The 26,284-nt window shown below is 63.5% G+C and carries 24 protein-coding genes and 1 pseudogene; 13 read left to right on the forward strand and 12 right to left on the reverse strand.

From position 1 onward, the window contains the following. Positions 1–8 precede the first annotated feature (8 nt). Positions 9–878: a sugar phosphate isomerase/epimerase family protein gene (locus QOL62_RS11535; protein ID WP_283406340.1), complete on the reverse strand. Its 870-nt coding sequence runs from the start codon at positions 876–878 to the stop codon at positions 9–11. 118 nt (positions 879–996) lie between these two features. Between QOL62_RS11535 and QOL62_RS11540 the strand changes: the two genes are divergently transcribed. After that, on the forward strand, positions 997–1,596 hold the full coding sequence (locus QOL62_RS11540) for a TetR family transcriptional regulator (protein ID WP_283406341.1): 600 nt from the start codon (positions 997–999) through the stop codon (positions 1,594–1,596). Here the strand turns inward: QOL62_RS11540 and QOL62_RS11545 are convergent. Next, a complete protein-coding gene (locus QOL62_RS11545; RefSeq protein WP_103730878.1) occupies positions 1,584–2,318 on the reverse strand; it encodes a ThuA domain-containing protein in 735 nt (244 codons plus the stop codon). The two genes, QOL62_RS11540 and QOL62_RS11545, sit on opposite strands and share 13 nt — an antisense overlap. Before the next feature lie 116 nt (positions 2,319–2,434). Between QOL62_RS11545 and QOL62_RS11550 the strand changes: the two genes are divergently transcribed. Genes QOL62_RS11550 through QOL62_RS11560 form a run of 3 tightly spaced genes read left to right on the forward strand, consistent with a single transcriptional unit; the run spans position 2,435 to position 5,153 of the window. After that, positions 2,435–3,643: a CaiB/BaiF CoA transferase family protein gene (locus QOL62_RS11550; RefSeq protein ID WP_283406342.1), complete on the forward strand. Its 1,209-nt coding sequence runs from the start codon at positions 2,435–2,437 to the stop codon at positions 3,641–3,643. Beyond that, positions 3,640–3,999 carry a Zn-ribbon domain-containing OB-fold protein gene (locus QOL62_RS11555; protein WP_283406343.1) on the forward strand — a complete coding sequence of 120 codons (360 nt, stop codon included), beginning with the start codon at positions 3,640–3,642 and terminating at the stop codon, positions 3,997–3,999. Before QOL62_RS11550 ends, QOL62_RS11555 begins: the two co-directional genes overlap by 4 nt. A 2-nt stretch (positions 4,000–4,001) precedes the next feature. Then, positions 4,002–5,153 carry a thiolase gene (locus QOL62_RS11560; RefSeq protein WP_283406344.1) on the forward strand — a complete coding sequence of 384 codons (1,152 nt, stop codon included), beginning with the start codon at positions 4,002–4,004 and terminating at the stop codon, positions 5,151–5,153. Between the two features lie 35 nt (positions 5,154–5,188). On the opposite strand, the gene QOL62_RS11565 is transcribed toward QOL62_RS11560, so the two are convergent. Both QOL62_RS11565 and QOL62_RS11570 read right to left on the reverse strand, forming a co-directional pair. Next, positions 5,189–6,550 carry a spinster family MFS transporter gene (locus QOL62_RS11565; protein ID WP_283406345.1) on the reverse strand — a complete coding sequence of 454 codons (1,362 nt, stop codon included), beginning with the start codon at positions 6,548–6,550 and terminating at the stop codon, positions 5,189–5,191. Continuing rightward, a complete protein-coding gene (locus QOL62_RS11570; protein WP_283406346.1) occupies positions 6,547–7,005 on the reverse strand; it encodes a VOC family protein in 459 nt (152 codons plus the stop codon). The genes QOL62_RS11565 and QOL62_RS11570 overlap by 4 nt, the downstream gene beginning before the upstream one ends. On the opposite strand from QOL62_RS11570, the gene QOL62_RS11575 reads away from it, so the two are divergent. The 9 genes from QOL62_RS11575 to QOL62_RS11615 all read left to right on the forward strand — a co-directional run bounded on the left by QOL62_RS11575 (position 6,992) and on the right by QOL62_RS11615 (position 16,461). Then, the gene (locus QOL62_RS11575; protein ID WP_283406347.1) at positions 6,992–7,873 is read left to right on the forward strand and encodes an enoyl-CoA hydratase/isomerase family protein; all 882 of its coding nucleotides are present in this window, start codon (positions 6,992–6,994) and stop codon (positions 7,871–7,873) included. The two genes, QOL62_RS11570 and QOL62_RS11575, sit on opposite strands and share 14 nt — an antisense overlap. Before the next feature lie 169 nt (positions 7,874–8,042). Further along, on the forward strand, positions 8,043–9,269 hold the full coding sequence (locus QOL62_RS11580) for an aromatic ring-hydroxylating oxygenase subunit alpha (protein WP_283406348.1): 1,227 nt from the start codon (positions 8,043–8,045) through the stop codon (positions 9,267–9,269). A gap of 55 nt (positions 9,270–9,324) precedes the next feature. Continuing rightward, a complete protein-coding gene (locus QOL62_RS11585) occupies positions 9,325–10,131 on the forward strand; it encodes an SDR family oxidoreductase (RefSeq protein WP_283406349.1) in 807 nt (268 codons plus the stop codon). Continuing rightward, the gene (locus QOL62_RS11590; protein ID WP_283406350.1) at positions 10,128–10,598 is read left to right on the forward strand and encodes a VOC family protein; all 471 of its coding nucleotides are present in this window, start codon (positions 10,128–10,130) and stop codon (positions 10,596–10,598) included. Before QOL62_RS11585 ends, QOL62_RS11590 begins: the two co-directional genes overlap by 4 nt. A gap of 33 nt (positions 10,599–10,631) precedes the next feature. Then, positions 10,632–11,543, forward strand: a complete 912-nt coding sequence (locus QOL62_RS11595; protein ID WP_283406351.1) for an acyl-CoA thioesterase — start codon at positions 10,632–10,634, stop codon at positions 11,541–11,543. After that, on the forward strand, positions 11,540–12,037 hold the full coding sequence (locus tag QOL62_RS11600) for a MaoC/PaaZ C-terminal domain-containing protein (protein WP_283406352.1): 498 nt from the start codon (positions 11,540–11,542) through the stop codon (positions 12,035–12,037). Before QOL62_RS11595 ends, QOL62_RS11600 begins: the two co-directional genes overlap by 4 nt. Before the next feature lie 97 nt (positions 12,038–12,134). Next, the gene (locus QOL62_RS11605; protein ID WP_283406353.1) at positions 12,135–12,962 is read left to right on the forward strand and encodes a ThuA domain-containing protein; all 828 of its coding nucleotides are present in this window, start codon (positions 12,135–12,137) and stop codon (positions 12,960–12,962) included. A 449-nt stretch (positions 12,963–13,411) separates the two neighbouring features. Further along, positions 13,412–15,091, forward strand: a complete 1,680-nt coding sequence (locus QOL62_RS11610; RefSeq protein ID WP_283406354.1) for an AMP-binding protein — start codon at positions 13,412–13,414, stop codon at positions 15,089–15,091. Further along, positions 15,088–16,461, forward strand: coding sequence for an MFS transporter (locus QOL62_RS11615; protein WP_283406355.1), 1,374 nt, complete (start codon positions 15,088–15,090; stop codon positions 16,459–16,461). Before QOL62_RS11610 ends, QOL62_RS11615 begins: the two co-directional genes overlap by 4 nt. Positions 16,462–16,977: 516 nt before the next feature. Here QOL62_RS11615 and QOL62_RS11620 read toward each other — a convergent pair. The 8 genes and pseudogenes from QOL62_RS11620 to QOL62_RS11655 form a co-directional block, all read right to left on the reverse strand. Next, positions 16,978–17,184 (reverse strand): annotated as a pseudogene (locus QOL62_RS11620) (helix-turn-helix domain-containing protein); the annotation flags it as partial. A 186-nt stretch (positions 17,185–17,370) separates the two neighbouring features. Then, positions 17,371–18,534: an acyl-CoA dehydrogenase family protein gene (locus QOL62_RS11625; RefSeq protein WP_283406356.1), complete on the reverse strand. Its 1,164-nt coding sequence runs from the start codon at positions 18,532–18,534 to the stop codon at positions 17,371–17,373. Between the two features lie 13 nt (positions 18,535–18,547). After that, the gene (locus QOL62_RS11630; protein WP_283406357.1) at positions 18,548–19,987 is read right to left on the reverse strand and encodes a dihydrolipoamide acetyltransferase family protein; all 1,440 of its coding nucleotides are present in this window, start codon (positions 19,985–19,987) and stop codon (positions 18,548–18,550) included. A gap of 12 nt (positions 19,988–19,999) precedes the next feature. Next, on the reverse strand, positions 20,000–21,010 hold the full coding sequence (locus QOL62_RS11635) for an alpha-ketoacid dehydrogenase subunit beta (RefSeq protein ID WP_283406358.1): 1,011 nt from the start codon (positions 21,008–21,010) through the stop codon (positions 20,000–20,002). A 10-nt stretch (positions 21,011–21,020) separates the two neighbouring features. After that, entirely contained in the window at positions 21,021–21,995 is a 975-nt protein-coding gene (locus tag QOL62_RS11640; protein WP_283406359.1) for a thiamine pyrophosphate-dependent dehydrogenase E1 component subunit alpha, read from the reverse strand. A 21-nt stretch (positions 21,996–22,016) separates the two neighbouring features. Then, positions 22,017–23,381: an aromatic ring-hydroxylating oxygenase subunit alpha gene (locus tag QOL62_RS11645; RefSeq protein WP_283406360.1), complete on the reverse strand. Its 1,365-nt coding sequence runs from the start codon at positions 23,379–23,381 to the stop codon at positions 22,017–22,019. Further along, complete coding sequence (locus QOL62_RS11650; RefSeq protein WP_283406361.1) at positions 23,381–24,142, reverse strand: SDR family NAD(P)-dependent oxidoreductase; 762 nt, start codon at positions 24,140–24,142, stop codon at positions 23,381–23,383. The genes QOL62_RS11645 and QOL62_RS11650 overlap by 1 nt, the downstream gene beginning before the upstream one ends. 217 nt (positions 24,143–24,359) lie before the next feature. Then, on the reverse strand, positions 24,360–26,012 hold the full coding sequence (locus tag QOL62_RS11655) for a class I adenylate-forming enzyme family protein (protein ID WP_283406362.1): 1,653 nt from the start codon (positions 26,010–26,012) through the stop codon (positions 24,360–24,362). Between the last annotated feature and the right edge of the window lie 272 nt (positions 26,013–26,284).

A 26,284-nucleotide genomic window follows, 5' to 3' on the forward strand; every position in this document is an offset into this window, starting at 1 on the left:
CCCGCTCATCACCTGACGGGGGCCTGCCGGAGTACCGCGCGGGTGGCTTCGACGGCACGGGCGACACGCTCGGCATCGGAAACGCCGGCCTTGGCGTCGTCGAAGCGCGGGACCTCAATTTCGATCACGGTATCTTTCCGCACGGCGCTGACCAGATCCACCAGAGGCAGCTCGCCGTCGCCCGGCAACTGGCGCATTCGCACCGCCTCCGCCCACCATTCCTCCGGCGGTCGCAGCATCGGGCCATCGCAGAGCTGGACGTAGCCGATCAGGTCGGCATTGGCGGCAACATCGGCCACGCCGCCGCCGTTGCGGAACAGATGTAACACGTCGCAGGCAAGGTTTCCCCGCCCCGCCGATCGCACGACCTGTGCCGCCGCAGCGATGTCACGGATGGCGGAAAACCCCATGAACTCCAGCCCGGCCACAATCCCCCGGTCGGCCGCAAGGTCGCAGAAGGCGCCGAAGCGATCTGCCGCCTCAGCCAGTCCTGTCACATCGTGGACATGCGCGGTGGCCTTCGTCGCGCCGAGAGCCGCGCCGACGTCGAGCGCCCGCGCAAAGGCATCATGATCCTCTTTTCCATCAAGAGGGAACACCTCAAGGTTGCACAGCGACACGCCTGCGTCCGCCATGCGCCGCCGAAGTTCCGGCGCATCCCCTGCGGTCACCAGGGGATAGCGGCCCTGGGCCGCTTCGGGAACGAAGGTGAAGATGCAGACATGGCGGCAGCCCGCGTCGCCCGCCAGTTCCACGAGACGGACGGGAGACGCATCCAGCGCCGTTAGCTGGTGCAGCGACAGCACGAAGGGGGTTTCTCTGCTTATGACCACCTCTCCCAGATGATTCGCCGCAGTATAAACATAAAAAGCGGTCATGAATGTCTTTTTTTGTGTCGGTGATTGCGCTACCTGTGGTGCTTGCGAGACCGGAGCTAAGGTCCGGCACGTGGGAGAGCACGATCCAGTGGAACGAGCCGGTGGGGATGAGCCGACGATGCAGGCGCTCAAGAGCGCCCAGACCCGCGCGCGGCTGATAGACGCAACCATACGGGTACTGGTGCGCAGCGGCTACTCGCGCACAACCACTCCTCAGGTGGCGAGCGAGGCCGGCCTTTCGCGCGGAGCGATGCTGCACCACTTCGACAACGGCGTCTCACTCATCAAGGCGACCATCATGCATCTGCATGAACGCCGTCTGCGCGCATTTCGGCGCGCCGCCGAACGCAGTGCGCAAGATCAGGGGGCCATGGTGCGCACGTACTGGAAGCAGATCCAGAAACCCGCCTTCATCGCCTTCCACGAACTGGCAGTGGCAGCGCGTACTAATTCCGACCTGGCCACCGTGCTGATGCCACTGCAAGTGGAATTCCGGCAGCGCTACAACCAGCTCGCGGTTCAGCTTTATCCCGAGTGGCAGGCAGCACCCGGCACGTTCGCGCTGGCCATGGCGGTCTCGCAGGCAACGATGGAAGGCATGGCGGTCAACCTGCTGACCGGCGCAATGGACGCCAGCCTGGTCGAGCCGGTACTGCAGTCACTGGAGAACCAGCTCCATGCGCTCAGGCCTGCCTTACCGGGGGATCAATGCGCATGAGCCAGGCCCCACCTTATGCCCCGCCGCAGCAACTCGTGAAAGACCGGGTAATTCCACGCGCAACGCTGCGGATGGGGCCAGAACGGGCTGACCGGCAGAAGATCATAATGCCCCCGACAGTGGCCGAGCGTGAGGTAGAGAATCGCGCCTTCGCCAACCGCTCGCTCGTAAAGCACGGGCACCTGCGCCTCGTCCCATTCCGCATCGCGGAACTCGTCGCATCGGCCTGTAAAGCTGGTGTGCATCAGCACCTCGATGTCAGCGGTGCGATGGGTGAGGTAGAGTTCGTCCTCCACCCGGAAGTCACGCAGTCCGCTCGTCATCTCGTGGTCGTCGCGGGTGACGGAGACCTTGAACGGTGCAATCGGCGGATGGCCCGCAAAGCGGGTGCCGAGCAGGCCCGTGAAGGCAGGCACCTCGTCGGGTGTGTCGACCACACCGTCCGCGCCGAAACGGAGGATCGCGTTGGTGCCATGCAGCGCCAGCCAGCGGCCGCCGCGGGTCAGGAACCCCTCCAGAGCGGCGACTTCCTCATCGCGCGTAGGCACGAGATCGCAGGTGTAGGTGATCAGCAGGTTCGCCGCTTCGAGGCTCGCCAAGTCGGCGTAGTCGGACGCGACCGAGGTGCGGATGCGCGGCGTTTCCGCCAGCAGCTTGAGCAGCTCGAGTCGCGCGTAGTCGATGTCGTGGAATTTCCCCGCGGCGATCAGGTGAACCTTCATTACGGCAAACTCCCCTCACGTGTGTGCGTGTATGCGCCCGAGCGTAAGACCCGCCGGCGAGGGCTCCAAGCGTTGAATTTTCGGCCGGGAAGCGGCCTCGTCATCGGAGGATACGAATGAGCGGCAAGGGCCAGGGCCCCCTCGCGGGCGTAAGGGTTCTCGATCTCACCAGCGTGCTGATGGGACCTTATGCGACTCAGATCTTCGCTGATCTGGGCGCGGACGTCATCAAAGTCGAGAGCCCTCAGGGCGACACCACCCGCTTCATTCCGCCGGGACCCGATGCTTCGCGCGGGGCGATGTTCCTCAATGTCAATCGCGGCAAGCGTTCGATCGTTCTCGACCTCAAGCAGCCAGAGGCGCGGTCCGCGCTGCTCAGGATGGCGCAAGGCGCGGACGTGTTCATCCACTCCATGCGCTCCAGCGCGATCGGGCGCTTGGGACTCGACTATGCGGCTCTGAAATCGGCAAACCCGAAAATCATCTACGCCAACCTCTATGGCTTCGCCCGGAGCGGCCCCTATCGCGATTATCCCGCCTACGACGACATCGTGCAAGCCGCGTCCGGCATCGTCGACTTGCAGGCGCGCCTGTCCGGTGGCCAGCCCACTTATGCCGCCACGGTCATCGCGGACAAGGTGGCCGGCCTCACCGGTGCTTATTCCGTGATCGCGGCGCTCTATGCGCGAGAGAGAAGCGGCGTCGGGCAAGAGATCGAAGTGCCGATGTTCGAGACGCTGGTGTCCTTTGCGATGGTCGAACATCTGTGCGGCTCGCTTTTCGTGCCGCCCGAAGGCCCGCCGGAGTACCCCCGCGCCACCTCGGAGGCCCGGCGCCCTTACCGTACTGCGGACGGCTACATCGGCGTGATGATCTACAACGACAAGCACTGGCGCGCCTTCTTCGAGGCGCTGGGCGATCCGGAGTGGTCGCAGGATCCGATGTTCGCCTCGATGCGCTCGCGCACGCAGAACATCGGCGCGGTGCTGGCGAAAGTGGCTGAAGTCATTGAAACACGGTCGACCGGAGACTGGGTCGAACTTTTCCGCAAGGCCCACATTCCCGCCACCCCGATCAAGAGCCTCACCGACCTGCTGCACGATCCGCATCTCGTCGAGACCGGCTTCTGGCAGGAGCGCGAGACGCCTGCGGGCATCCTGCGCTTCCCCGGCATTCCCACCACGTTCTCCGAAACACCGGGCGCGATCGGCGACGCCGGCCCGGCGCTCGGCGGTGAAAGCCTGGATGTGCTGCGCGAGGCGGGGTTTTCGGCCGAGGAGATTGCCGATCTGCAGGCCATCGGCGCAGTGCGGACCGCCGCATGAGCAGCCCCGAAGCACACTGGCGGGCGGCGCTTGCCGAAGGCCGACTGCTGCTCCAGCGGGCTCCTGACGGGCGCGTGGTGTTCCCGCCCCGCCTCGCCGCCCCGGGCACTGGAGACGTGCTCGAATGGTTCGAGGCGTCGGGACGCGGCACCGTCTATACCCTCTCATGGGTCAACCGGAAGCCGCCGGCGGAACCCTACAATGTCGCCCTGATAGATCTGGACGAAGGTGCGCGCCTGATGAGTCGGGTGGAGGGTGTGACACCCGCAACACTCGCAATCGGGATGCGGGTCGACGCCTTCGTGGATCAGGCGGAAGGCGCGCCACTGCTGCTGTTTCAGCCGGTGGAGGACTGACTGTGGGCGACACCTTCCCCCGCGGCGGGACAGCGATCGCCGGCCTCGCCACCTTTGGCATCGGTGAGATGCCGGGCTTCACTTCCATGGAGCTGACGGCGCAGGCTGCACTTCTTGCCGTCAGGGATGCCGGGCTGACATTGCCCGAAGTCGACGCGCTCTTCATCTGCCAGCCGGACGACTTCTTCTCAGGCCTGTCTTTCGCCGAATACCTCGGCCTGCAGCCACGTTATACCGACAACAACCGCACGGGCGGCTCTGCTTTCATGAGCCACATTGCGGTGGCGGCCATGATGCTTGACGCGGGCTACATCGACTGCGCGCTCATTGCCTACGGCTCGAACCAGCGCAGCAACGGCGGCAAGCTGGCGACGAGGATCAGCAGCAATCAGTGGGACGCGCCGTATGCGCCGCTGTTCCCCCTCACCTCCTATGCGCTGGCGACGGCGCGCCACATGCACGAATTCGGCACGACGCGGGAGGACCTCGCCGCCGTGGCCTTGTCCGCGCGGGCTTGGGCGAACACAAATCCGGAGGCCTTCGCCAAGGGGCCACTGACGCTGGAAGATTGCCTCTCCGCCCGCATGGTGAGCACGCCGATTTCAGTGCGCGACTGCTGCCTTGTCACCGATGGAGCGGCAGCGATCGTCCTGACCCGCACGACCCGCGCGCGGGATCTGGCGAAGCGCGTCGTGCCGGTGCTGGGAGCAGCGGCCGCGACCTGGTGGAACTCGATTGCGCAGGCTCCGGACGTGACCGTGACCGCCGCCAGCGAATCGGGCGCGCGGGCGATGGCGATGGCCGGCGTCGTACCCAGGGACATCCGCACGGCGCAGCTTTACGATGCCTTCACGATCAATACGATCCTTTTCCTCGAAGACCTCGGCTTCTGCCCCAAGGGCGAAGGCGGCCGTTTCGTAAGCAGCGGCGCCATCGCGCCGGGCGGCAGCCTTCCAGTAAACACCAACGGTGGCGGTCTCTCGTGTTGCCATCCGGGAATGTACGGCCTCTTCGCTGTGATCGAGGCGGCTCGGCAGATCCGGGGCGAAGCCGCGAACCAGCTGGCCGACGTCGATGTGGCTCTGGCCCACGGCAACGGAGGCACGCTTTCCAGCCAGGCGACGGTGGTGCTGGGCAGTCCGGCAACGCTATAGCGCGGTCCTCTCGGCTTGGCCGGACCGACGCTGCATCACTGCAGCGTCAGCACCCGGCGGTAGCCCCTGAGCGCTCGCCCCACAAAGAAGGCCGAAACCGCGCCCGCCACCGCGCACGTCAGTGAAAGCGAAAGCCCGACGCTGCGCTCGTCCGCGAAGACGTGATCAGTCAACAGCGCGACAATGGTCGGGGCGGCGCCAAGCCCCATCACGCTCGCCACGAAGACATAGACGGAGGAGGATATTCCACGCATGCGGTTGGGCGTCGCCATCTGAAGGCCGGAGGATGCGAGCGCCTGCGGTAGCGAATAGGTGAAGCTTGCAAGTGTCGCCACCACCATTGCAAACTCGTAGCTGGGGGCGAAGGCCAGGGCTAGCGAGATCGGCACCAGCGCCAGCGCAGCGAAGAAGGGCACGCGCATCAGTGCATCGATCCGCCCGCGCCTCTGCAGCCAGCCCGCTATCACCGGCCCTGCAAGGACGCCGATCGATCCGGTGATGAGTACGGCGACGCCGTATTGAACGCCTACGGTCGAAGCACTCGCTCCGAAGCGGCGCATCAGCAGTGCCGGCATCCAGGCCGGAAATGCATAGAGCACGATCACCAGCGAAGCCATCCCGGCATAGAAGTTGCCGTAGAAGTCCCGGCGATCCCGAAACGTTTGCCAGACCTGCGCAAGTGGCATGCGTTGACCACTGTCCTTGGCAGCCAGCTTCCGCGCCGGTTCGCGGATGCTCAGCATCATCAGCATGATCGCGAAGCCAGGCAAGCCGGCAACGAGAAACACAACCTGCCAAGGCTGCAGGGCGCCGAGGTACGGCACCGCGCTCAGGTCCCACCCGTCGGCCGCCTCGAGCAGCAGGCCGCCGAAAATGAGCGCCAGCCCCCCGCCGATGTACGGCCCCATCAGGAAAATGCTGAAGGCGCGTGGGATCATCCGGGTGGGGAAGCTATCGGCAATGATCGACCAGGCGGCCGGAGTAAGGCTCGCCTCCGCGCCGCCCACGGCTGCCCGCGCGAAGAACAGCTGCCAATAGCCGCGCGCCAAACCGCACAGGCTCGTGCCGAGGCTCCACAGGCCAACGCCCCCGATCAGGATGCGTCGCCGGCTTCCCGTATCCGCGAGCCTGCCGAACAGCGGACTGAAAAGGATGTAGGCGGTCGTGAAGGCCAGTCCCTGGAGCAGACTCAGACGGGTGTCAGAAAGCCCGAAGTCTGCCTTCAATGGCGCGACCAGCAGGTTCAGCACCTGCCTGTCGACGAAGCTGACGGTGTAGGCCAGCGTTAGCACGAAGATCAGATACCACGCCGCCGCACGGGGCGCGGGCTCGATCTCGGCCACCGATGTTGCGGCCTGCTCTTCGGGTTCGGCCAAAGCGATCGTCGCCCCACTCACGCGCCGATCCATTCTTCGATCATCGGCCGGATGGTTTCGCCCACGAGCTCCAGCACCGGGCCGTCTCCACAAACCATGTACGCCATCTGCCCGTATCCATGGTTGGGAGACGCGCCTGCGGCGACGATGCGCCAGCCCTCGGCCAGCAAGGTCTCCACCTCCGCGCCAACATCGTCCACCCACGCCCCAACATGCGCTGCCGAAACGGCCCGAAGAGCATCGTAGGCGCCTCCCGGTGCCGCCTGGATCAGTTCGACGTGAATCGGGCCCTGCCGTGAATAGGTGACGGTAAGATGGGCCTCCGACCAGCCCTTATCAGGCAGCCAAACCCTTAGGGGATCGAATTTACGAACAGGGCCCCACTTCAAAGCAAGACCATCCTGCAGATCGTTCATAGACCTGTAGATGTCATCGACAATAAATCCATGATGATGAAGTTTGTTGAAGAATCTCAATTTATCCTCACCCTATATTGTGAATGCATTATCTTTGTTATTTATTAAAAATTCTGATCTTACCTGCGCGTGGTGCGGAAATCGGGAGAATGACGAAATGACAGGCTTGATCGTGGAACGCCTTGGCGCTGTCTGCCTGCTGACGATCGACCGAGAGGAGGCGCGTAACGCACTCGACGCGGCGACATCCCGCGCTCTGGACGAGGCGATTACCAATGCTGAAATCGACTCGGCGGTGGGCGCCATCGTCGTGACCGGCACCGGCAGCCGCGCCTTCTGCGCAGGGATGGACCTCAAGGAAGCGCAGCGCATCGGCGCCGGCCACGGCCTCATACCCGGCCGTGGCTTCGGCGGTATCACCGAGCGCCGCCGCACCAAGCCGCTCATCGCCGCTATCAACGGAACCGCCGTCGCGGGCGGATTCGAAATCATGATGGCTTGCGACATGGTCTTCGCCGCCGAACACGCGATGATGGGGTTGAGCGAAGTGAAACGGGGCCTTTTCGCCTTCGCCGGTGGCATCCAGCGTCTTGCCGCTCAAGTCCCGCGTGCGACGGCGCTGGCGATGATCATGACAGGCGACCTGCTGCCCGCACGCCGCCTTTACGACCTCGGCATCATTACGGAAGTGGTCCCCGGCGAACGCCTGCTCGACCGCACACTGGAAGTGACGCAGGCGATGCTCGCCAACAGCTGGGAGGCGATCAACAACGGCCGCGAACTTTACGAACTGTCGAACGGCATGGACACCACGCAGGCGCTCGCCGTTGGTAATGCCTGGGGCAAGGCAACGCTCAGCCGCCCGGACAGCCGTGAAGGCATCGCCGCCTATGTGCAGAAGCGGGATGCTCAATTCGATCGAGGCTGACTGGGCCGGCGGTCGAGGCGATGAAATTACAATCACTGTTGACTGTTTTATCGCGAGGCAGTTAGGATCGCAAGCAACACATCGCCGGAATCAATCAGACATGTCTGTTTTTGATTCCGTTGCAGCCCATTCCGCCCGAGCGGAGTGAAAGGCAAGGGAGAGAAGGCCGATGCTTGATCTGGTCGCCGATCAAAGACCTGAAAACGATTTCGCGCGCATGGATTACGAGCGCGATCGCAAGGGCCCGCCTGAAGGTTTCCCGAAGCTCCCGGACATCCCCGGCACTCGCTATACCGACGCCGAGTTCCTGCGGCTCGAGAAGGAGATGATGTGGGACAAGGCGTGGCTCTACGCCGGACACACCGATCAGGTTTCAAAGCCGGGTTCATGGTTTCTCACCCGCAACTCAGGCGTGCCGATTATCGTTACCCGCAACCTCGCGGGCGAGGTGAAGGCCTTCTACAACACCTGCCAGCATCGCGGCGCCCCGTTGGTCACGGAAGATGCGGGGGAAGCGCGCGGCTTCGTCTGCGGCTATCACGGCTGGAGCTACACCCTCGACGGTAAGCTTACGGCGGTCCGCGATAAGCGGGACTTTGTCGAATTTGACATGTCCTGTCGCTCGCTGGTTCAGGTCCGTTGTGAACTCCTGGGATCGCTCATCTTCATCAATCGTGACTCCGATGCGCAGCCGCTGATGGAGCACATCGGCCCAATGGCCGCGCAGCTCGAACAGTTCGAGCTCGACAAGCTTCGCCTTGTCGACAGTCGTAGCTACGAAGTTGACTGCAATGTCAAAGTCTTGCTCGATGCTTTTCTGGAGGTTTATCACCTCAAGTCGATTCACATAAATACCGTGGACCGCTTCCTCGATCACCGGTCGATGATCGTTACCCTGTGGCCGGGCGGGCACAGCCGGATGGCCACGCCGAACCGCCGGCCAGACTGGGTGGATCCCGGAACGGTGGGCATGCCGGAGATTCCCTCGATCACGGAGTTTCCAGCCAAGAACAACGTCAGCTACCAGATCTACCCCAACTTCATCATGCCGCCCGCGCCCACCGGCATTCCCATCCTGCAGTTCTGGCCGATCGGCACCAGGCGCACCCGCGTCGTCTCGAGCTGGCTGGCACCCGACCATGACCCGGAAAACCCGCACCCGCTCTGGCCCACCCGTCTCAGCAACTGGGAGCGGATCCTTTACGAAGACCTGCAATACGCACCGCAGATCCAGGAATCGCTCGAAAGTCCGGGCTTCAAGGGCATGCCGCTCAACTATCAGGAGCGCCGGATCTACCACTGGCATGAGGAGCTCGACCGCCGCATCGGTCTCAACAGGGTTCCCGAACACGCGCGTGTGGAACAGGTGCTGGGCGATTGGGTGCAGCGCGACTGAGGCGCACCTGCGCCTGATTTCAACGCGTAGAACACAACAAAGCGGGAGAACACCCATGGCCGATCTGGCTGGAAAGATCGCCGTCGTCGTTGGCGCGGCCAACCGGGACAACATGGCGCAAGTCATTGCACGTCGGCTCGCCGCCGACGGCGCGATGGTGATCGTCGCCGGGCGCAAGCCCGACGAACTGGAGCGGCTTGCCGCGGAGATCGGCGGCCTTGCCGTCTCCGGCTGCGACCTTACCAGCGAGGACGATCTCGCCCGCCTCGGTGACACCGCCAGCAGCGCCTATGGCGGCATCGACATCGCCGTGAACGCGACCGGCTGGGGGCTGCTCAAGCCGTTCCTCGACACCACCAAGGCAGAAATCGAGCGGATCACCGCACTGCAGTTCACCGGCGCCATCCTGTTCTATCAGGCGATGCTCCGGGCGATGCGTGATGGAGGTTCGTTGATCCAGATTTCTTCGGCGACCGCCTCCATCATGCTGGAGGACCACGCGGCGTACATGGGTACGAAGGCGGGCGCCGACCATGTGATCCGCTGCGTCGCCAATGAATTCGGCCATCGCGGCATTCGGGCCAACTCGGTCGCGCCGGGCTTTACGGCCACGCCGATGACGGAGAAAGCCGCCCGAAACAATGCTATAATAAACACGTTTGCGAAGGAGTATCCGCTCGGACGGGTCGGAACCAGCGAAGACATCGCCGAGGCCGTGTCGTGGCTGGCAAGCGACGCGTGCTTCATGACCGGCCAGGTTCTGCAGGTGAACGGCGGTCTCACCCTGCGTCGCAACCCGACCAACGCCGAGATCGTCAGCGCGGTGAAGGCGGCAAAGGCCTCCACAGGGCAAGCAGCATGATCCGCGGTGTTCATCACCTCGCCATCTCGACCCCTGACCTCGAGCGGTTCGTGGATCACTACCAGCGTTGGTTCGGCTTCGAACGCGCAGGCAAGACGGGGGCATGGGAGGCGGGAAATACCCGCATCGATACGATGGTCGGCCTTGAGGACAGCAGTGCCCGCTACGAGATGATCCGGCTGGGCAATCTGCACATCGAAGTCTTCGAGTACACGAGCAACGATCCGCGAACCGTGCACCCGCGCATGTGCGATCACGGCATCACGCACCTGTGCCTCTACTGCGAGGATGTCTTCGCCGAGTATGACCGCCTCACCGCCCTCGGCATGAAGTTCAATTGTCCGCCCGGTGGCTCGGCGGCGACGCGCGCGACCTATGGCCGGGACTGCGACGGCAATGTAGTCGAACTGCTGCAGATCGTGGACCCGCAATGCGAGTTCCGGTTTGAAGCACTGGCGGTGACCTGAGAGATCCCCTCCAGACCGGGACGACGAAAGTGGATGAACGTCTTGCTCGCTACGAACCCTTATATCGACGATCCGGAGCTGGAACGCCGTCGTGCGTACGAATTCGAGCAGATCGCCTCCGATCGTTACCGCGTCCGCCCGGTACCGAGCGGGCTGCTGCGACTCTATGGCGGCATGGCGCTTTCCCAGTGCCTTGCTGCCGCGCGCCTGACTGTGGGGCAAGACAAGGTGGCGCACAGCCTCCACGCCTACTTTCTCCAGCCCGGTTTGACTGACCGGGCCGTCGAGTTCGCCGTCACGCGTGAGAGCGACGGGCGCTCCTTCTCCAATCGCACCGTGCGCATGACGCAGGACGGCGCGCCAATCCTCAACCTCATGGCGTCGTTCAAGACGCCCGAGCCTTCGCGTCGCCATGGTTTGCCGATGCCGGACGCTCCGCCTCCGGAAAGCCTCGCCAGCCTTGCCCAACTCGTAGCCGAGTACGGCGATCGCCTTCCGGAACGGCACCGTCCCTTCTGGGGACGCCGCCAGCAGGTGGATTGGCGGCCCATCGGCTTCTTTCCTTTCGACGAGCGCGAAGTTCGTTCCGCCACCCGCATGTTCTGGTTCCGCTTCCACGGTTCCGTCGATGGCCCCCTCCATGTCCAGCAACGCCTGCTGGCCTACGCCTCCGACCTCCACATCTTCCATACCGCGCTCGGGCCGCTGGGGATCGGATGGGCGAACGATTTCCTGCAGAGCAGCAGCCTTGACCACGCGATATGGTTTCATGACACGTTTCGCGTGGACGAGTGGATGCTCTACGTCCTCGACAGTCCCGCCGCCACCGACGCCCTGGCGCTGGGGCGGGGCACCATCTATCGCCGCGATGGTACGCTTGTCGCCACCGTCAGCCAGCAGGGTCTCGCACGGATGCTGGAAGAGAAACGCGAAGGAAAGCTGTGACCAAACCGTTCGTCCCCGCGAAACCGCACCGTACGTTCGAGGATCTCGTCCTGGGTGAGTTCCGCCGTTCCTCCCCGCGCACGGTAACTCAGGAAGAAATCCTCGAGTTCGCGCGCAAGTACGATCCCCAATGGTTCCACACCGACCCGGAAAGCGCCACACAGTCCGTCTTTGGCGAGGTGGTGGCGAGCGGGATTCATGTCCTGGCGCTGTGGCGCCAGATGGACCACGAGATCAACTGGGACATTGACTGGATCTGCGGCGTAGGCTGGGACGAACTGCGCCTGAAGCGGGCGGTCCGCGCTGGAGACACAATCCACGTCACCAGTGAGATCGTTGGTCTCGAACCGTCCAGGACGCGCGAGGATCGCGGTACGGCGATAACCCGCTATGCAGTCATGCTTAACGACGGAACGGAAGCGGTCACGTTCACCAGCATCAATCTCGTCTATACGCGCGGAGCGAGGGAGCAGATGGCTTGTAGCGCGCAATAGCGCGGGCCTTTGCCTCACCGGTTCATGAGGCATTGACTTTCGGTTCTTAAGGCGGATGATCCAAATATAAGATCAGTCCGGGAGAGAGCGTGGAGCGATGACGGGGAGCAAGGACCGGATCGAACTGTTCGTCGCCGTCAAGGGCCATGCTTTCTCCCGCGATGGACTGGAGACGATGCTGCGGGCCATCGGCTGCGAGCCGACATTCGTTGACCAGCCCGCCGCCGCGGTCCTGCTCAATCCCGAGAATTTGCGCCGGTACGATGCCGTACTCTTCTACGACATGCCGGGACTGGACTTCCGCGCACCTGCCGCCGAGCGACCGGGCTTCATCGAACCGCCAACCGTCTTCAAGGAGGGGTTCAAAGCGCTGATGGCTGAAGGCAAGGGCATGGTCATGCTGCACCACGCCATCGCGGGATGGCCGGCGTGGGGTGCTTATGCGAAGGCGATCGGAGGGCGGTTCCTTTACAGGGATGCAGTGATCGACGGCGTGAAGCAGCCGGATTCCGGTTATCTGAGGGACGTGACCTATGCGGCGCGGATCGCTGACGCGGACCATCCGGTGACGGCGGGACTGCCGCCGCACTTCGATCTTGTCGATGAACTCTATATCCAGCACGTGTTCGATGAACCAGGGCTCCACCCCCTGCTCTATCTTGCCGACGAAATCGACCGAAACCGCTTCCAGTCCGCTCGCCGGGCGGTTCAGAGGCTGGCCGATGGGGAAGGGCAAGCATGGCGACCTGCTGCGCTGAACCCGCTCCTTGCCTGGGCCAAGCCAGCGGGCAACTCCCCGCTGGTCTACATACAACCCGGCGACTCGCCACGCACGTACGAGAATCCGCATTACCGTCGGCTTGTTGGTAATGCTCTTCGATGGGTGGCGAGCGCCGAGGCGCGTGAGTGGGCGTGCGGCAGGTAGATCGTCGTATTGGCCGGCTGCCGCACACCATCACTCCGAAGCAAAATGCTGCGCAGCAAAAAAGGCATTTGCCTTAACTTGAGGCTCCGGTAAGTTAAGCGTGCCGCACCAAGATAAAAATCAGCGGCTCGAACCAAGCAGGCACGCAAAAACAAGCATGGTCGAGGGGATCCTGAAATGTTCGACGCACCGACGCCATTATCGTGCCTCGCCCTCTCGATAGGAGCACGCGGCTGTTCCTCCCCCAAGAGGCAGAGGAAGTTGCAGCCTGGAATGCGGCAGCGGTTCGCTACGGAAAAGAGCGACCAAACGGCATCCTCGTTCCCGCAGAGCGCTGTGCGGCAATGGCCCAAGGGGCTGCCCGACATCGTCACTGCACTTCGGCTCAGAACATCGCGCGCCATAGCCTGACCGGCGCGTGAAGCGCCTTCTTCCGACGGAGACAACCTTTGCCTCACACCGCCCCCCTCGCCTTGGCCACCGCAACTGTCGACCCAATGACGGTTGGCGGCACCCTCATGGTCGCGGCCGACCGTTTCGCGGATCGCCCTGCACTGATCTACGATGGCTCAGAGGCCACGTACACCCAACTTCTCGAGCAGGTAGTGGAACGGGCGCGGGGGCTGATCGGGCTCGGAGTCAGGCCCGGAGATCATGTCGGCATCCTTGCTCCCAACGGCTGGGACTACGTCGTGCTCTATTATGCGATTGAGATGGTGGGCGGCTGCGCGGTGCTGCTAAACGCCCGCTACCGGCCGGACGATCTCGGCTACGTCGTCCCCAAGGCGCGCATCAGCCTGCTGTTCGTGGGCGGCCACGCATGGCAGTTCTGCGACTACCGCCCCATGTTGACCGAGGTTTTTCCGGAGCTGGCGAGCTGGGCCGGCGGAGACTTGCACGTGGCGGCTGCACCCGCGCTGCGAATGGTGGTCGAGCTGGGAGATGACCGCCCGGGCCTCTGGCCTGCGGAAGATGTTCTGATGGCCGCCGCGCGGGACGTTCCCGTGGATGCGGTGACCGAGCGTGCTGTCGCAGTACGCGCCGAGGATGTCGGCCTCATCATCTTCAGTTCGGGCACTACCTCGCGCCCCAAGGCCTGCATGTTGACGCATCTGTCACTGAGCCGGATGGGCGAGGCCATGGCGCACAGCTTCCGGCTGACCGAGCATGACCGGGTTTGGGATCCCCTGCCGCTGTTCCACATGTCGACAATCCTGCCCATGGCGGGATGCCGGGCGACGGGCGCCTGCTTCATCGGCATGCGCCACTTCTCTGCCGACGAAGCGATGAAGCTGCTGATCGAGCGGCGACCGACCGTGCAATACGCCGGCTTTCCCACGATCATCTCCGCCCTCGTCACGCACCCGGCGTTTGAGCGCTACGACCAGTCGGCCCTGCGCATCAATCACGTGGTCGGCCCCGTCGATCTCATGCGCCGCTACGCGACGCTGTTCCCGGGCGCCACTTACGTGAACAGCTACGGCCTGACAGAGGCGACGGGCGTACCCTGCTACAGCGACGTGGACGACCCGGACGAAGTTCTCTTCACGACTTCGGGTCCGATCTGCGACGGGATGGAATTAGCGATCTTCGGGGAGGATGACGCGATCGTTCCAGAGGGGGAGCCGGGAGAAATCCGCCTTCGCGGGTTCGGGGTGTTCGCCGGCTACTTCGACGACGAGGACGCCACTGCCGCCGCTTTCGATGCGCAAGGCTGGCTGCGCACCGGAGACCTCGGCCGTATCGGTGCCAAGGGGCGCGTCGTTTATGAAGGGCGCCTCAAGGACATGCTGAAGATCGGGGGCGAGAACGTGGCGGCTGTGGAACTGGAGAGCTTCCTCGCCACGCACCCCGCCATCCGCATGGCGCAGGTGATCGGCGTCCCGGACGAGAGGCTGATGGAGGTGGCCGCCGCCTTTGTTGAGCTGAACCCGGGAGAAAGCATGAGTGAGGAGGACGTCGCCCGGCACTGCGCCGGTCGCATCGCCAGCTACAAGGTGCCCCGCTATGTTCGCTTCGTCGATAGCTGGCCGATGAGCGCCACCAAGGTCCAGAAGTTCGAACTGCTGCGCGGCTTCAGGCCCGAGCGCAAGATCGATCCCGCCCCCCTGTCCGGCGCCCGGCCATGACGGCGCTTGGTCAGATCCGTGCGGCTGAGGACCAGCCGGCGCATTCCGATACGCGCGCGGACGAACAGCAACCCGGTGGCACGGCCGCAGCCTGGTACCTGATCTTCGTCTTGACCCTGGCGTACACCTGCAGCTTCGTTGACAGACAGGTGCTGAATTTGCTGGTCGGCCCGATCAAGGCCGACTTCGGCCTTGACGACACTCGCCTCAGCTTGTTGCAGGGCCTTGCCTTCACATCCGCCTATATCATCATGAGCCCGGTCTTCGGCCGCATAGCGGATGTGGGCAGCCGCAAGGGCGTTCTCGTGTTCGGGATCGCCTTGTGGAGCATCGGCACCAGCGCCTGCGGCCTTGCCCGCAGCTACTGGCAGCTTTTCGCGGCGCGCTTCGGTGTCGGCGGGGCAGAGGCCTGCCTCACCCCGGCCGCCTGGTCGATCATCGCCGACGCTTTCCCCGCCCGCATGATCCCGCGCGCCTTCAGCGTGTACATGATGGGCCCTTATCTCGGTGGCGGCCTGGCGTTGATCTTCGGCGGGCTGCTGCTGCAGGGGGCGCAAGGAGGGAGCCTGTCTGCGCTGCCCCTGCTGGGTGCGATGAAGCCCTGGCAGCTGGTGTTCTTCCTCGCCGGCCTGCCGGGCATCCTGATCGCGCTCATGCTAATGTTCGTGAAGGAGCCCGCCCGCCGGGCGGCGGCAACGGCCAGTGGCGGCACTCACAGGATGTCCCCGGCCGAGATTCGGGCCATCTTCCGCAGGTGGCGCGGGTTCTACGGCAACTTCTACGTGGGGATGCCGCTGTTCATCATTCCGCTCTACGCCTTCCCTGCCTGGATGCCGACAGTGCTCATCCGAAAGTTCGGAGTTTCGGCCGGCCAGGTAGGCGTGCAGTACGGCATCGCCGTTCTCATCACCGGATCACTCAGCGTGCTCGCCAGCCCCTGGGTTGCCCGCGCTGTCGAGCGGATGGGACGGCGGGACAGCCTGCTGGTGGTCGCACTGGTCGCGGCGGTCGCGATGGTTCCGCTCAGCCTCGCCCTTATCTGGGCCAGCGACTACTGGACCGCGTTCGCCATCGCCACGGCCGCCAGTGTGCTCTACAGCCTGCCGCAAGCCCTTTCCTCATCCGCCCTGCAGATGGTCACCCCCAACCGGATGCGCGGCCTTGCGTCTTCGATCTACGTTTTCGTCGTCAGCGTAGCCGGTCTTGCCCTCGCGCCGACCTTCGTGGCCCTCATCACCGATCACGTCTTTGGAGACGAGCGCCGGGTCGGAGATTCGCTGGCTATCACCTGCGCCGTCGCCGCAGCCGGGGCGACGTTCTTCCTGGCTCGCGCCCTGCCCACCTACCGTCGCATGCTCGACGCGGGCTGACCAAACCGCCGGTTTTATCAGGTCGGGAAAGAGTGGAGCCCGGCGGTGGTTGTAGGGCGCGGTCAGCGCCACGGTCATTTGCGCCAAAGTGTCATCGACCAGGGCATCGAGGCTGATCCCCTGATCGAAGTCGGGAAAACCGCTGTCCCGGCGCATCAGCATGTTGAGAAACATGAGCTTGCACAGGCCCACCCGCAGGCGAAGCTCCACAGGCGGTATGTAGTTCACGCGCTCCGAGATCAGGCGGCGCACACGGCGCAAGGCCGGAACGGGTACTTCGGGATCATCGTAGGGATGGCGGATGCCTTCGGCTCGCGAACGGGTCAGGTATTGCGCCAGAAACGCCGAATAGGGATGACGGCCGTTTTCGTCGCTGATCGTCAGGTGTGGCAGGCACAAGATCTCGAGTAGAGTCCGCGCATCGCCCAGCATCCCGGCTTCCTGCGCCCGATCCAGCATGGCGCCGCGCAACGGCTCGAACATGTTGGTCCGGTACTCGAAAATCGCGTAGACCAGCGCCTCCTTGGTGCCGAAGTGATACTGGACGGCGGTGTTGTTGCCCTGTTCCGCAGCGACCGCGATCTCACGCAGCGCAACGCCGTCGATACCGTGATCGGCAAACAGCTTTTCCGCCGCCTCAATGATCTTGATGCGCGTCGCGATCGATGTGACGTGACGCCGCCTGCCCCGTTGCGGAGCGGTATCGGGGGTGAGGTCGTGCATACGATAGCCTTCCTGTCCCGCCAGGCCACCTTACGCAAGCCGTTACTCGCGGGGATCTGCGGCATCGCGCCCTCGCAGGGTCAACAGCACTCAGTCTCGGCCGTCTGAAGGTATGTCATGAACGAGGCCGGCCTCCGGAGTTGACAAGCGCCGCGCAGAAGAACGGCTGCGGGGCCAGCGTAACCTTCACCGCCTCTGGTCGAAGCGCCGTCCCAGCATGGCCCCTGCGATGTTGACCTTCTGGATATCGATAGCGCCGCCGGCGATGCCCCACCCCCAGCTGTCGCGCAGCCGTCGTTCCATCGGAAATTCCTTGGAATACCCGTAGGCACCCATCAACTGCATGGCATCGCCGGTGACTTCGCGTGCGATGGTGTTGGCGAAGCACTTGCCGGTGGAACTGTGCAGGACCGAAGGCAGGCCATCCTCGGCAAGAGAGGCGGCGCGCCAGATCAGCAGGCGGGCTGCTTCGACCTTCATCTGCATTTCCGCCAGCTTGAGCTGCACGGCCTGGAATTCGGCAATGGGCTTGCCGAACTGCTTGCGCTCCTGAACGTAGGCGCTGACGTCCTCCAGCGCGCCGGAGGCCTGTGCCAGCGACATCGTGGCGTTGCCGCAGCGTTCGAGGTCGAAAGCCTCCATCAGCTTCTTGAAACCGCCGCCCGCCTGTACGATCACATTGTCCAGCGGCACCTCGCAATCGTCGAAATTGAGGTCGGACGATGGAATGCCGCGGAAGCCCATCAGCTGCTCGTTAGGTCCGAAGGAGAGGCCGGGAGCGTCCTTCTCCACCAGAACCGCGCCGATGCCCTTTGCCCCCGGATCGTCCGACAGGCGGCAGTAGACCACGTAAGCGTCCGCATGCCCCCCTCCCGAGCACCAACGCTTGGTGCCGTTGATGACAAGCCGGTCGCCCTTCACGACGCCCCTGGTCTTAAGGTCGGTCAACGCGCTGCCTGCGTCCGGTTCGGACATGGAGACGGCGACCACCATGTCCCCCGAGCAGACGGCGGGTACGATCCGCTGCCTCAGCGCGTCCGACGCGAAGTGCTCGATGGCACGGACGGGGCCAACCGAGCTTTCGAAGATGGGAAAACCCACAGCCGAGGAGATCTTGCCGAACTCCTCCAGCACGATCAACGCCTCGATGTTGCCGAGGCCTAGGCCCCCATATTCGCTCGACACGTTGATGCCCAGGAAGCCCAGTTCCGCGTAGCGTTTCACAAGATCACGGCTCGGCGGCTTGTTGTCCCGCTCCAGCTCGGCAGCAATGGCAGGCAGTTCGGCTCTGGCGAATTCGCGCGCAGCATCCTGCAGCTGCAGCTGGTCTTCGGTCAGCTTGAAGTTCATCGTTCTTGTTCCGTCAGAGCAAATAGGGCTGTTCGATGAGGTTGGCGAGCGCCGCCATGAAGCGGCCGCCGTCAGCCCCGTCGATGGCGCGGTGGTCGCACGACAGCGAAAGGTGAAGCACGGGGACGATGCGGATCGCGCCGTCATCGTCGATGGGCTCGGGTCGCGCCGTGCCGACGGCAAGGATGGCGCCTTGTGGCGGGTTGATGATAGCGTCGAACTGTTCGACACCGAAGCCGCCGAGATTGGAGATCGAAAAGCTGCCGCCCGTGAACTCCTCCGGTCTCAGCTTGCCGCTGCGCGCCCGCTGGGCAAGGCCCTTCATCACCCGGCCAATCTCGGCGACGGAAAGGTCGTCAGCGCCGAACACGATCGGTGTGACGAGACCTTTGTCCGTCGCCACCGCCACGGAAACATCAGCTGACGCGTACTGGTGGATGTCCGTGCCGTGTACCTGAACGTTCACGGCCGGCACTTCCATCAGAGCCAAAGCCGCGGCCCGCACAATGTAGTCGTTGACGCTGGGCTTATCCGTGCCTTGCGAGGCACGCAGCGCCAGCAGCCGGTCAGCACGAACACGGCGACGCACATAGAAGTGGGGGATCTGCTGCTTGGCTTCGGTCAGCCGCCGCGCTATCGTGCGGCGCATCGCGGACATAGGCGTGACGTTGACGTTCCCGCTCTCAAGGCGCTGCGACGGTGACGCCGTGAGAGTTCCCGAAGATGCGACCGGGACGGGGGAAGGCTGCACGGCGTTCCGGCTCACGAGCGCCAGCACATCGTCCCGACGTACCTTGCCTCGTGGTCCACTGCCCTGGACGGCGGCTAGATCCAGGCCATGCAGAGCGCAGAGACGACGGGCGACCGGCGTCGACAGGATCGGGCTGTCCGGCGTTGCTGAATAGACACCCACAAGCTGCGGTGCCGCCTGAGGGCGCGCGGCCTGATGCACATCCTGCACCGAGACACGGCCGTTGCGGCCCGACCCCTGAAGCGCTGCCGGGTCAAGGCCAAGGCGCCCCGCTTCCGCCAGCGCAGCGGGGCTGATGGCCAGGCCCTCCGGAGCCGCAGGAGCGGCAGCCGCAACCGGCATTTCCGGAGGGGCTGCGCTGGCTGACGGCGCATCGTCGCCACCGTCCGGATCGAAGCCGCTCTCGGAAGGCGTGAAACTGGCGATCACCGCATCGATCTCCGCAGCGCTGGCTTCGCCTCCGTCGCTGAGAACCGCCAGTAAGGCGCCCACCGGGTACGTCGAACCCGGTTCGGCCAGTATCCGCACGAAGCGGCCATCCTTCTCGGCCTCGACTTCGTTGGTGATCTTGTCGGTTTCTATGAGGGTAAGAACGGCGCCGCGTTCAAATGGCACGTTCTCCGTGACCATCCATTCGGCAATCGTGCCCTCGGCCATTTCGATGCCCCACTTGGGCATCGTGAAAGGGGTGAGCTTTGCCATGCCTGCCCCTCTTCAGCGGAAGGCGAGGACACGGCGCACGGCATCCTCGATCTTCTGTGGAGAGGGAACCCAGGCACGCTCGAGAGTGCGAGCGAAGGGGATGGGGCTGTGCGGTGCAGTCACCATCGCCGGCGGAGCCTTGAGGCTGGTGAACGCGCGCTCGCTCACCACCGCCGCGATGTCGGCAGCAAGGCTGCAACGCGGCGGGCTTTCATCCACGACGACGAGACGGCCGGTCTGCTCGACTGAATCCAGGATCGCGTCCTCGTCAAGCGGGCTCGTCGTGCGCAGGTCCAGCAGGTCCATGCCGATCCCGTCCGCCGCCAGCTTGTCCGCAGCCTTCTCCGAGAAGTTCACCATGCGCCCGCAGGCGACTACGGTGACATCGCCACCTTCCCGCACCATCCGCGCCTCTCCGAAGCGCTGGCGATAGTCGCCCTCGGGCACTTCGCCCTTCACGCCGTACAAGGTTTTGTGTTCGAAGAACATGACGGGATCGTCGCCACGCAACGCTTCCGTCAGGAGGCCCTTGGCGTCGGCCGGCGTCGTGGGAAGCACTACCTTGAGGCCGGGCATGGCGGTGAGCATCGCATAGACGGACTGGCTGTGCTGGGCCGCCGTCTGCATCCCTGCTCCGTAGACGAGACGAACGACGGCCGGGCACCTGGTCTTGCCGCCGAACATGTACCGGAACTTTGCCATCTGGTTCCAGATCTGATCCAGACTGACCCCGACGAAGTCGGCAAACATGAGTTCAGCCACCGGTCGCTTGCCCGAAAGCGCCGCACCCGCCGCCGCTCCGATGATGGCGCTCTCCGAGATGGGCGTGTCGATGACACGATCGGGCCCGAACTTCTTCCACAGACCCGGACTGGTGCCCCAAATCCCGCCGATCGCTTCAGGACCGCCCGCCGTCCCGTTGCCGCCGACGACATCCTCGCCAAGGAGGATGATGTCGGCATCCCGTTCCATCTCGGCGTGCAGCGTGGAGACGATCGCCTCACGGATGTTCATGATGGCCATGCCCGCTCCCTCAATAGTATTCGACGTAGACGTCGTCTGCGACCGTGGCCGCATCCGGCTGCTCGTCCTCCCGAGCTACCGCTACTGCCTCGTCGATGAGGGCCATGACTTCGGCATCCACCGCATCGAGGTCCTCATGCGTCAGGAGCGCAGCTCCGGTCACACGCGCACGGAAGGCCTTGAGGCAGTCGCGCTCCGCCCGGATTCGCTCCAGTTCTCCCTCCCCCCTGTAGCGCTGCGGGTCACCTTCGAAATGGCCGTAGTAACGCTCGGTGTCGAGCTCGATGGCTGCGGGGCCATTGCCGGCCCGGACATATTCGAGGAGTTCTGCAAAAGCCGAGTAAGTATCGAAGAAATCGCAACCATTTGCCCGCCAAGCTTTCATCCCGAAGCCTTCCGCGCGGCTCGCGATGTCCTTGCTCGTTCCGACAGCGTATTCGACGCCGGTGTGCTCCGAATAATGATTGTTCTCGAACACGAAGATCGCCGGGACCTTGGTCACGACGGCAAGGTTCATCGCTTCAAACGTGGTTCCCTGGTTGCAAGCGCCGTCGCCGGAGAAGGCAATCCCGACCCGGCCCTTGCCGTCGATGCGGGCGGCGATCGCGGCACCAACGGCCTGAGGGGCACCGCCCCCGACGATGCCGTTCGCGCCCAGCATGCCCACGTCCAGGTCCGCGATATGCATCGATCCCGCCCGGCCCTTGCAGAGCCCCCCAGCCCGGCCGTAGATCTCCTTCATCATGCCCTTCACATCGCAACCCTTGGCGATGCAGTGACCATGGCCACGGTGAGTGGACACGATCTTGTCCTCCACCGTCAGCTGATCACAGATACCGACGGCGACGGCCTCCTGACCGGCATAGAGGTGCGTGAACCCGCCGATCTCGCCCGTCTTGATCTCGTCGTGCAGTCGCTCTTCGAATGCGCGAATCGTTTTCATCCGCCGGTAGGCGCCGAGCAGTTCGTCGCGGTTCAGTTGCAAGGTCGCTCTCCCGTGATCGTTTTACAGGTCGCCCGGCTGCTTGCCGTCGCCGTAGATGTAGTCGTCCAGAACCTTGTGGAAGTGCCGGATGCGCAGTTCCTGGTCCCCGATCCAGAGGCCGGGGAAATAGTCGGACTGCATACCTTTCTGTACAAGAGGCAGATTAAATGCATCCTGATCAAGCACTTGGCCGATGGTCTTGTCGCCGTGCCTGAATCTTTGGTGACGTACCCGCTCCGGCCACTCCTCGCCCTGCGGGACCAGCTCGAACATCCAGATGTCGTAGTACATCCTGTTCGGATCGGTGGCGTGCGGACGCTGGCGGAACAGCATGACATCGTCCGCATGCACGTTCACCGACACATTCGGAAAAATCGTGTAATGATAGTCATCTGTCAGCTGTTCATCATTCAGTTCCGAGTAGTCTTTCCCCTGCGCAGGTCCGTGTTCGCGCTTGAACAACTGAACATCGCGGCGAATGTCCGAAACACGGCCTTCGTACTCGGCGGGATCCATGCCGGCGTTCACCATGATCTCGTGGATCGCCGGCGGGATCTGGCTTGGCATGGCGACGCGCGGGGAGATCGCCGCGAAGGGGATCAGGTATCGGTTGTGCTTATCGTAGCAGTCGATCTGAACGTTAACGTCATCAAGGTACCACTTCAGCTGCGGATGGATGCCCTGGACATGATAGGTCTCGCTGAAGGCGTCGACCGAAGCCTTCCAGTTGCAATCCCATTCAACGGTGATGTCGCGCTTCCACGCCATCCGCTCGGGGTGATAGGGCTCAAGGTGCTGCTTCAGAGGGTCGATGAAGTCCTCGAACGGTTCGACGCCGGGATCCAGCGAGTACCAGACAAAGCTGTTCCATTCGACACAGGGCAGCGCCGTCAGCGCCATTCCCGGGGGCCCGCCCTGGGGGAAGGTGCACAGGTCCGGGATGTGGTCCAGCCTGCCGTCTAGGCCGTAAGTCCAGTGATGGTACATGCACTGGAACTTCTCCGCGTTGCCCAGTCCTTCCGGGCGCAGGCGGTTACCGCGATGAAGGCACAGGTTCGGAAAAGCACGGATCGATCCGTCAGCCTGCCGCACGATCAGCACCGATTCCTTGCCGATGTCAGTGCAGATGTAGTCGCCCGGTTCCTTGATGTCGTCGCTCCGGCCGCCAAGCAGCCAGACCTTCGTCCAGACCCGCTCCCACTCCAGCTTCATGAACTCGGGGGAGTAGTACCGTGCCGCCGGAATGAGATCGGTGCCCAGCGCGGGATCCGGCGCACGCTCTACCGGGGTGCCGTTGCCAACGGACTCGGGATCGACGCGGAACACGTCGACGACGCGCTTGACGTCCATCGACGCCCGGTCCCAGCCCATGACATGCGGTTTCATCAGAAGTGCGTCCTGTTGGTGAAACCCCCGTCCACGACGAGGTGCGAGCCGTTGCACCAGCTGGCTGCATCACTGGCGAGGAAGGCGATGGCCTTCGCCACCTCTTCCGGCCTGCCGAGGCGCCCCATGGGCTGCTGGCGCAACTGAGAGTTGTAGAACTTCTCCATCGTGCCCTTGATCATGTCCCAGTTGCCGCCCTCGAATTCGATGGGCCCGGGGGAGACGACGTTGACGCGGATTCCGTTCTTGCCGTGCCACAGCGCCAGTTGCTTGCCCCAGGTTACAAGGCTGGCTTTCATCGCGTTGTAGGGCTGCGGACCGCCCATCGCTTCCAGGACGGAGGTGGTGGCGATGAGGACGATCGAGCCGCGTTGCTGCTCGGTCATCCGTTCCACCACGCCTTCGACGGCACGGACCGCGCCCATCACGTCCGTCTCGAACGCGTTGTACCAGTACTTTTCGCTGCCCATGCCGCTGCCGGCGGAGGTGAAGGGAACCAGTATGTCAACGCCGTCAAGTTCGTCGATGGCCCACTGGATCCACGCTTTGTAGTCCTCGGCGGACTTGGCGTTGATCGGTTTGCCAACGATACGGGTTCCATACTTGGACAGTTCCGCAACCGCGTCCTTGACGCTGTCCTCGCTGCGCGCGGTGAGCGCGATATCGCATCCTTCCCGCGCCAGAACTTCAGCAACCGAATAGCCGATGCCGCGCGCTGCGCCGACCAGTATCGCCTTCTTGCCCGCCAGTCCCAGATCCATTCCCGTATTCCTTGCTACACGCCGCTGCCGACTTGTGGGCGGCCTTAGGTCTTGAAGGGACTGTACGCCTCAACTTCCCGAAGATGCAACAAAAAAGACAAGCACGACTGCCTTTTTTCTTCGGAGGTTTGAAGCCGCTTGCCCGCTCCGCCGCAGCCGAGCCCTCCCGCAGCCCGGCCCCGGCGGACAAACGCGGTAAACCGCCGCTCGGGTGTCATTACGTCTTCTCAAGCTTCGAGACAGACTCAAGTTCTGCCATCAACTCCTGACGCAGTCTGAATTTCTGAATCTTTGACGTCGACATAGGCCATGCGGTGACAAAGCGCACGTGACGCGGAATCTTGAAGCTGGCGATCCGGCCGCGGCAATGATGGATGAGATCCTGCTCGGTGGCGCTTTCACCCTCATTCAGTTCGACAAAGGCCGCAGGCACTTCGCAGTAACGATCGTCCGGCAAGCTCACGACCTGCGCAAGCTTTACCGCCGTATGGGTCTGCAGCATGGCCTCTATTTCGGCGGCGGCCACGTTTTCGCCACCGACCTTGAGCATATCCTTGGTTCGCCCGTGGAACATGACATTGCCGTCGATGTCGATGGAGCCGATGTCGCCAGAGAAGAACCAGCCGTCACGGATGGCTTCGGCCGTCTTGTCCGGAGCGTTGTAATAGCCCTTGAGAATATTGGGCCCACCCAGCACGATCTCACCCTGCTGGCCCGGCGCGCAGTCCTCACCGGTTTCAGGATCGACGATGCGGATCTGCCATTCGTCGAGCGGGACACCGCAGCGACCGGTGCGGACTTCATAGCTGTCCGAGAGTCGGCTGGTCGACACGGTGCCCGCGCCCTCCGTCAGCCCATAGGTACCGACCTGAATGGTGTGCGGCATGGCCTCGGCCACGGCGAGCTTGATCCACTCAGGCTGAACCGCAAAGTTGGAATTCATCACACGCAGTCTGGAAAGGTCAGTGTCCTTGAAGGTCGGATGCGTGATGAGATCCTGCATGATCGTAACGAAGCTAGGATAGGCGATCGTCGCCCCCTCGCGGCCGAGCATCTCCAGCCCAACGCCGGCATCGAAGCGCGGGATCGTCATGTAGACCCCGCCAAGATCAAGTATCATAGTCATCGGCAGGATGCCCGCGATGTGGAAAATCGGCAGCGGCGACCACACCTTGTCCTCGCCAGTACACTGGTACCGTACACCCAGGTTCCGGCTGTTCGCCACCTGGGCACGGTGGCTGATCATCGCGCCCTTCGGGTTTGCAGTGGTGCCGGACGTATAGAGGATCATCGCCGTATCCTGCGGCGACACCGCATCGATCCGTGCGTCCACATCTTCGTTCGCGACGCTGAGACCAGCGGCCAGCGCCGCTTTGGCCGGGACGAGATAAGGCGCGCAGCGATCGTCCAGGCAGACGATGCTGCGCAGGCGGGGAGCCTCGGGCAAGGAGAGTGCCCAGGGGTCCGACGCCTGCTTCAGCGAGGGCAGTGCCGCTTCGAGGCGTGCACTGAAATCAAGATCATCCGCGACCTTGCCGATAGTGATGATCGTCACGAGATCGGCATCGGCTGCAACGAAGCCGAGTTCGTTCGCCTGATAGCGCGCGTTGACGGGTACGGCCACCGCGCCTGTCATAGTGATACCGTAGAACGCGGTTATGAAATCCACGCAGGTCGGAAGCAGCAGACCGACGTTGTCTCCGGGCTTTACCCCCATGGCAATAAGCGACCGAGCCCAATTCCTCGCAATTTCGTTCAACCCGTCATAGCTCAATCGCCGATCAGGCAGCACGATAGCATCGCGCTCCTTGAACCTGGCGGCCGAGGAACGCACCATCTCTCCCATCGTCAGGATTGGCTCTTTGCCCATTCCCGCTCTCCCATGCCCTGTGTTCTCTTCCGCCCTCAGTGCCGGAGCACCCTGAGCCTGCGAACTGTATTTGAGGGCAGCTTACCAAGCGAAAGAATAATTACAATCAGTCATGTCTGTTTTTTGTTTTAAAAGGTGCAATCTACCCGAACACCAGGTTTCCGGTGCTTCCGGGTAGGCCGGGTGCCGCGCCGACGGCGCAAAGGGCCGGGCCCTCGCGTTCGACGGCAGGCGTTCAGCCGACTCGGCAGTCTCTCAACGAGGATCGTCTG

This window comes from Novosphingobium panipatense (assembly GCF_900182875.1).
GTDB lineage: Bacteria > Pseudomonadota > Alphaproteobacteria > Sphingomonadales > Sphingomonadaceae > Novosphingobium > Novosphingobium panipatense.

What these genes read in the sequence shown, in the direction of transcription:
- QOL62_RS11535 (WP_283406340.1), bottom strand. Translation starts at nt 878, where the DNA reads ATGACCGCTTTTTATGTTTATACTGCGGCGAATCATCTGGGAGAGGTG.
- QOL62_RS11540 (WP_283406341.1), top strand. Translation starts at nt 997, where the DNA reads ATGCAGGCGCTCAAGAGCGCCCAGACCCGCGCGCGGCTGATAGACGCA.
- QOL62_RS11545 (WP_103730878.1), bottom strand. Translation starts at nt 2,318, where the DNA reads ATGAAGGTTCACCTGATCGCCGCGGGGAAATTCCACGACATCGACTAC.
- QOL62_RS11550 (WP_283406342.1), top strand. Translation starts at nt 2,435, where the DNA reads ATGAGCGGCAAGGGCCAGGGCCCCCTCGCGGGCGTAAGGGTTCTCGAT.
- QOL62_RS11555 (WP_283406343.1), top strand. Translation starts at nt 3,640, where the DNA reads ATGAGCAGCCCCGAAGCACACTGGCGGGCGGCGCTTGCCGAAGGCCGA.
- QOL62_RS11580 (WP_283406348.1), top strand. Translation starts at nt 8,043, where the DNA reads ATGCTTGATCTGGTCGCCGATCAAAGACCTGAAAACGATTTCGCGCGC.
- QOL62_RS11585 (WP_283406349.1), top strand. Translation starts at nt 9,325, where the DNA reads ATGGCCGATCTGGCTGGAAAGATCGCCGTCGTCGTTGGCGCGGCCAAC.
- QOL62_RS11590 (WP_283406350.1), top strand. Translation starts at nt 10,128, where the DNA reads ATGATCCGCGGTGTTCATCACCTCGCCATCTCGACCCCTGACCTCGAG.
- QOL62_RS11595 (WP_283406351.1), top strand. Translation starts at nt 10,632, where the DNA reads ATGAACGTCTTGCTCGCTACGAACCCTTATATCGACGATCCGGAGCTG.
- QOL62_RS11605 (WP_283406353.1), top strand. Translation starts at nt 12,135, where the DNA reads ATGACGGGGAGCAAGGACCGGATCGAACTGTTCGTCGCCGTCAAGGGC.
- QOL62_RS11615 (WP_283406355.1), top strand. Translation starts at nt 15,088, where the DNA reads ATGACGGCGCTTGGTCAGATCCGTGCGGCTGAGGACCAGCCGGCGCAT.
- QOL62_RS11625 (WP_283406356.1), bottom strand. Translation starts at nt 18,534, where the DNA reads ATGAACTTCAAGCTGACCGAAGACCAGCTGCAGCTGCAGGATGCTGCG.
- QOL62_RS11630 (WP_283406357.1), bottom strand. Translation starts at nt 19,987, where the DNA reads ATGGCAAAGCTCACCCCTTTCACGATGCCCAAGTGGGGCATCGAAATG.
- QOL62_RS11635 (WP_283406358.1), bottom strand. Translation starts at nt 21,010, where the DNA reads ATGGCCATCATGAACATCCGTGAGGCGATCGTCTCCACGCTGCACGCC.
- QOL62_RS11645 (WP_283406360.1), bottom strand. Translation starts at nt 23,381, where the DNA reads ATGAAACCGCATGTCATGGGCTGGGACCGGGCGTCGATGGACGTCAAG.
- QOL62_RS11650 (WP_283406361.1), bottom strand. Translation starts at nt 24,142, where the DNA reads ATGGATCTGGGACTGGCGGGCAAGAAGGCGATACTGGTCGGCGCAGCG.
- QOL62_RS11655 (WP_283406362.1), bottom strand. Translation starts at nt 26,012, where the DNA reads ATGGGCAAAGAGCCAATCCTGACGATGGGAGAGATGGTGCGTTCCTCG.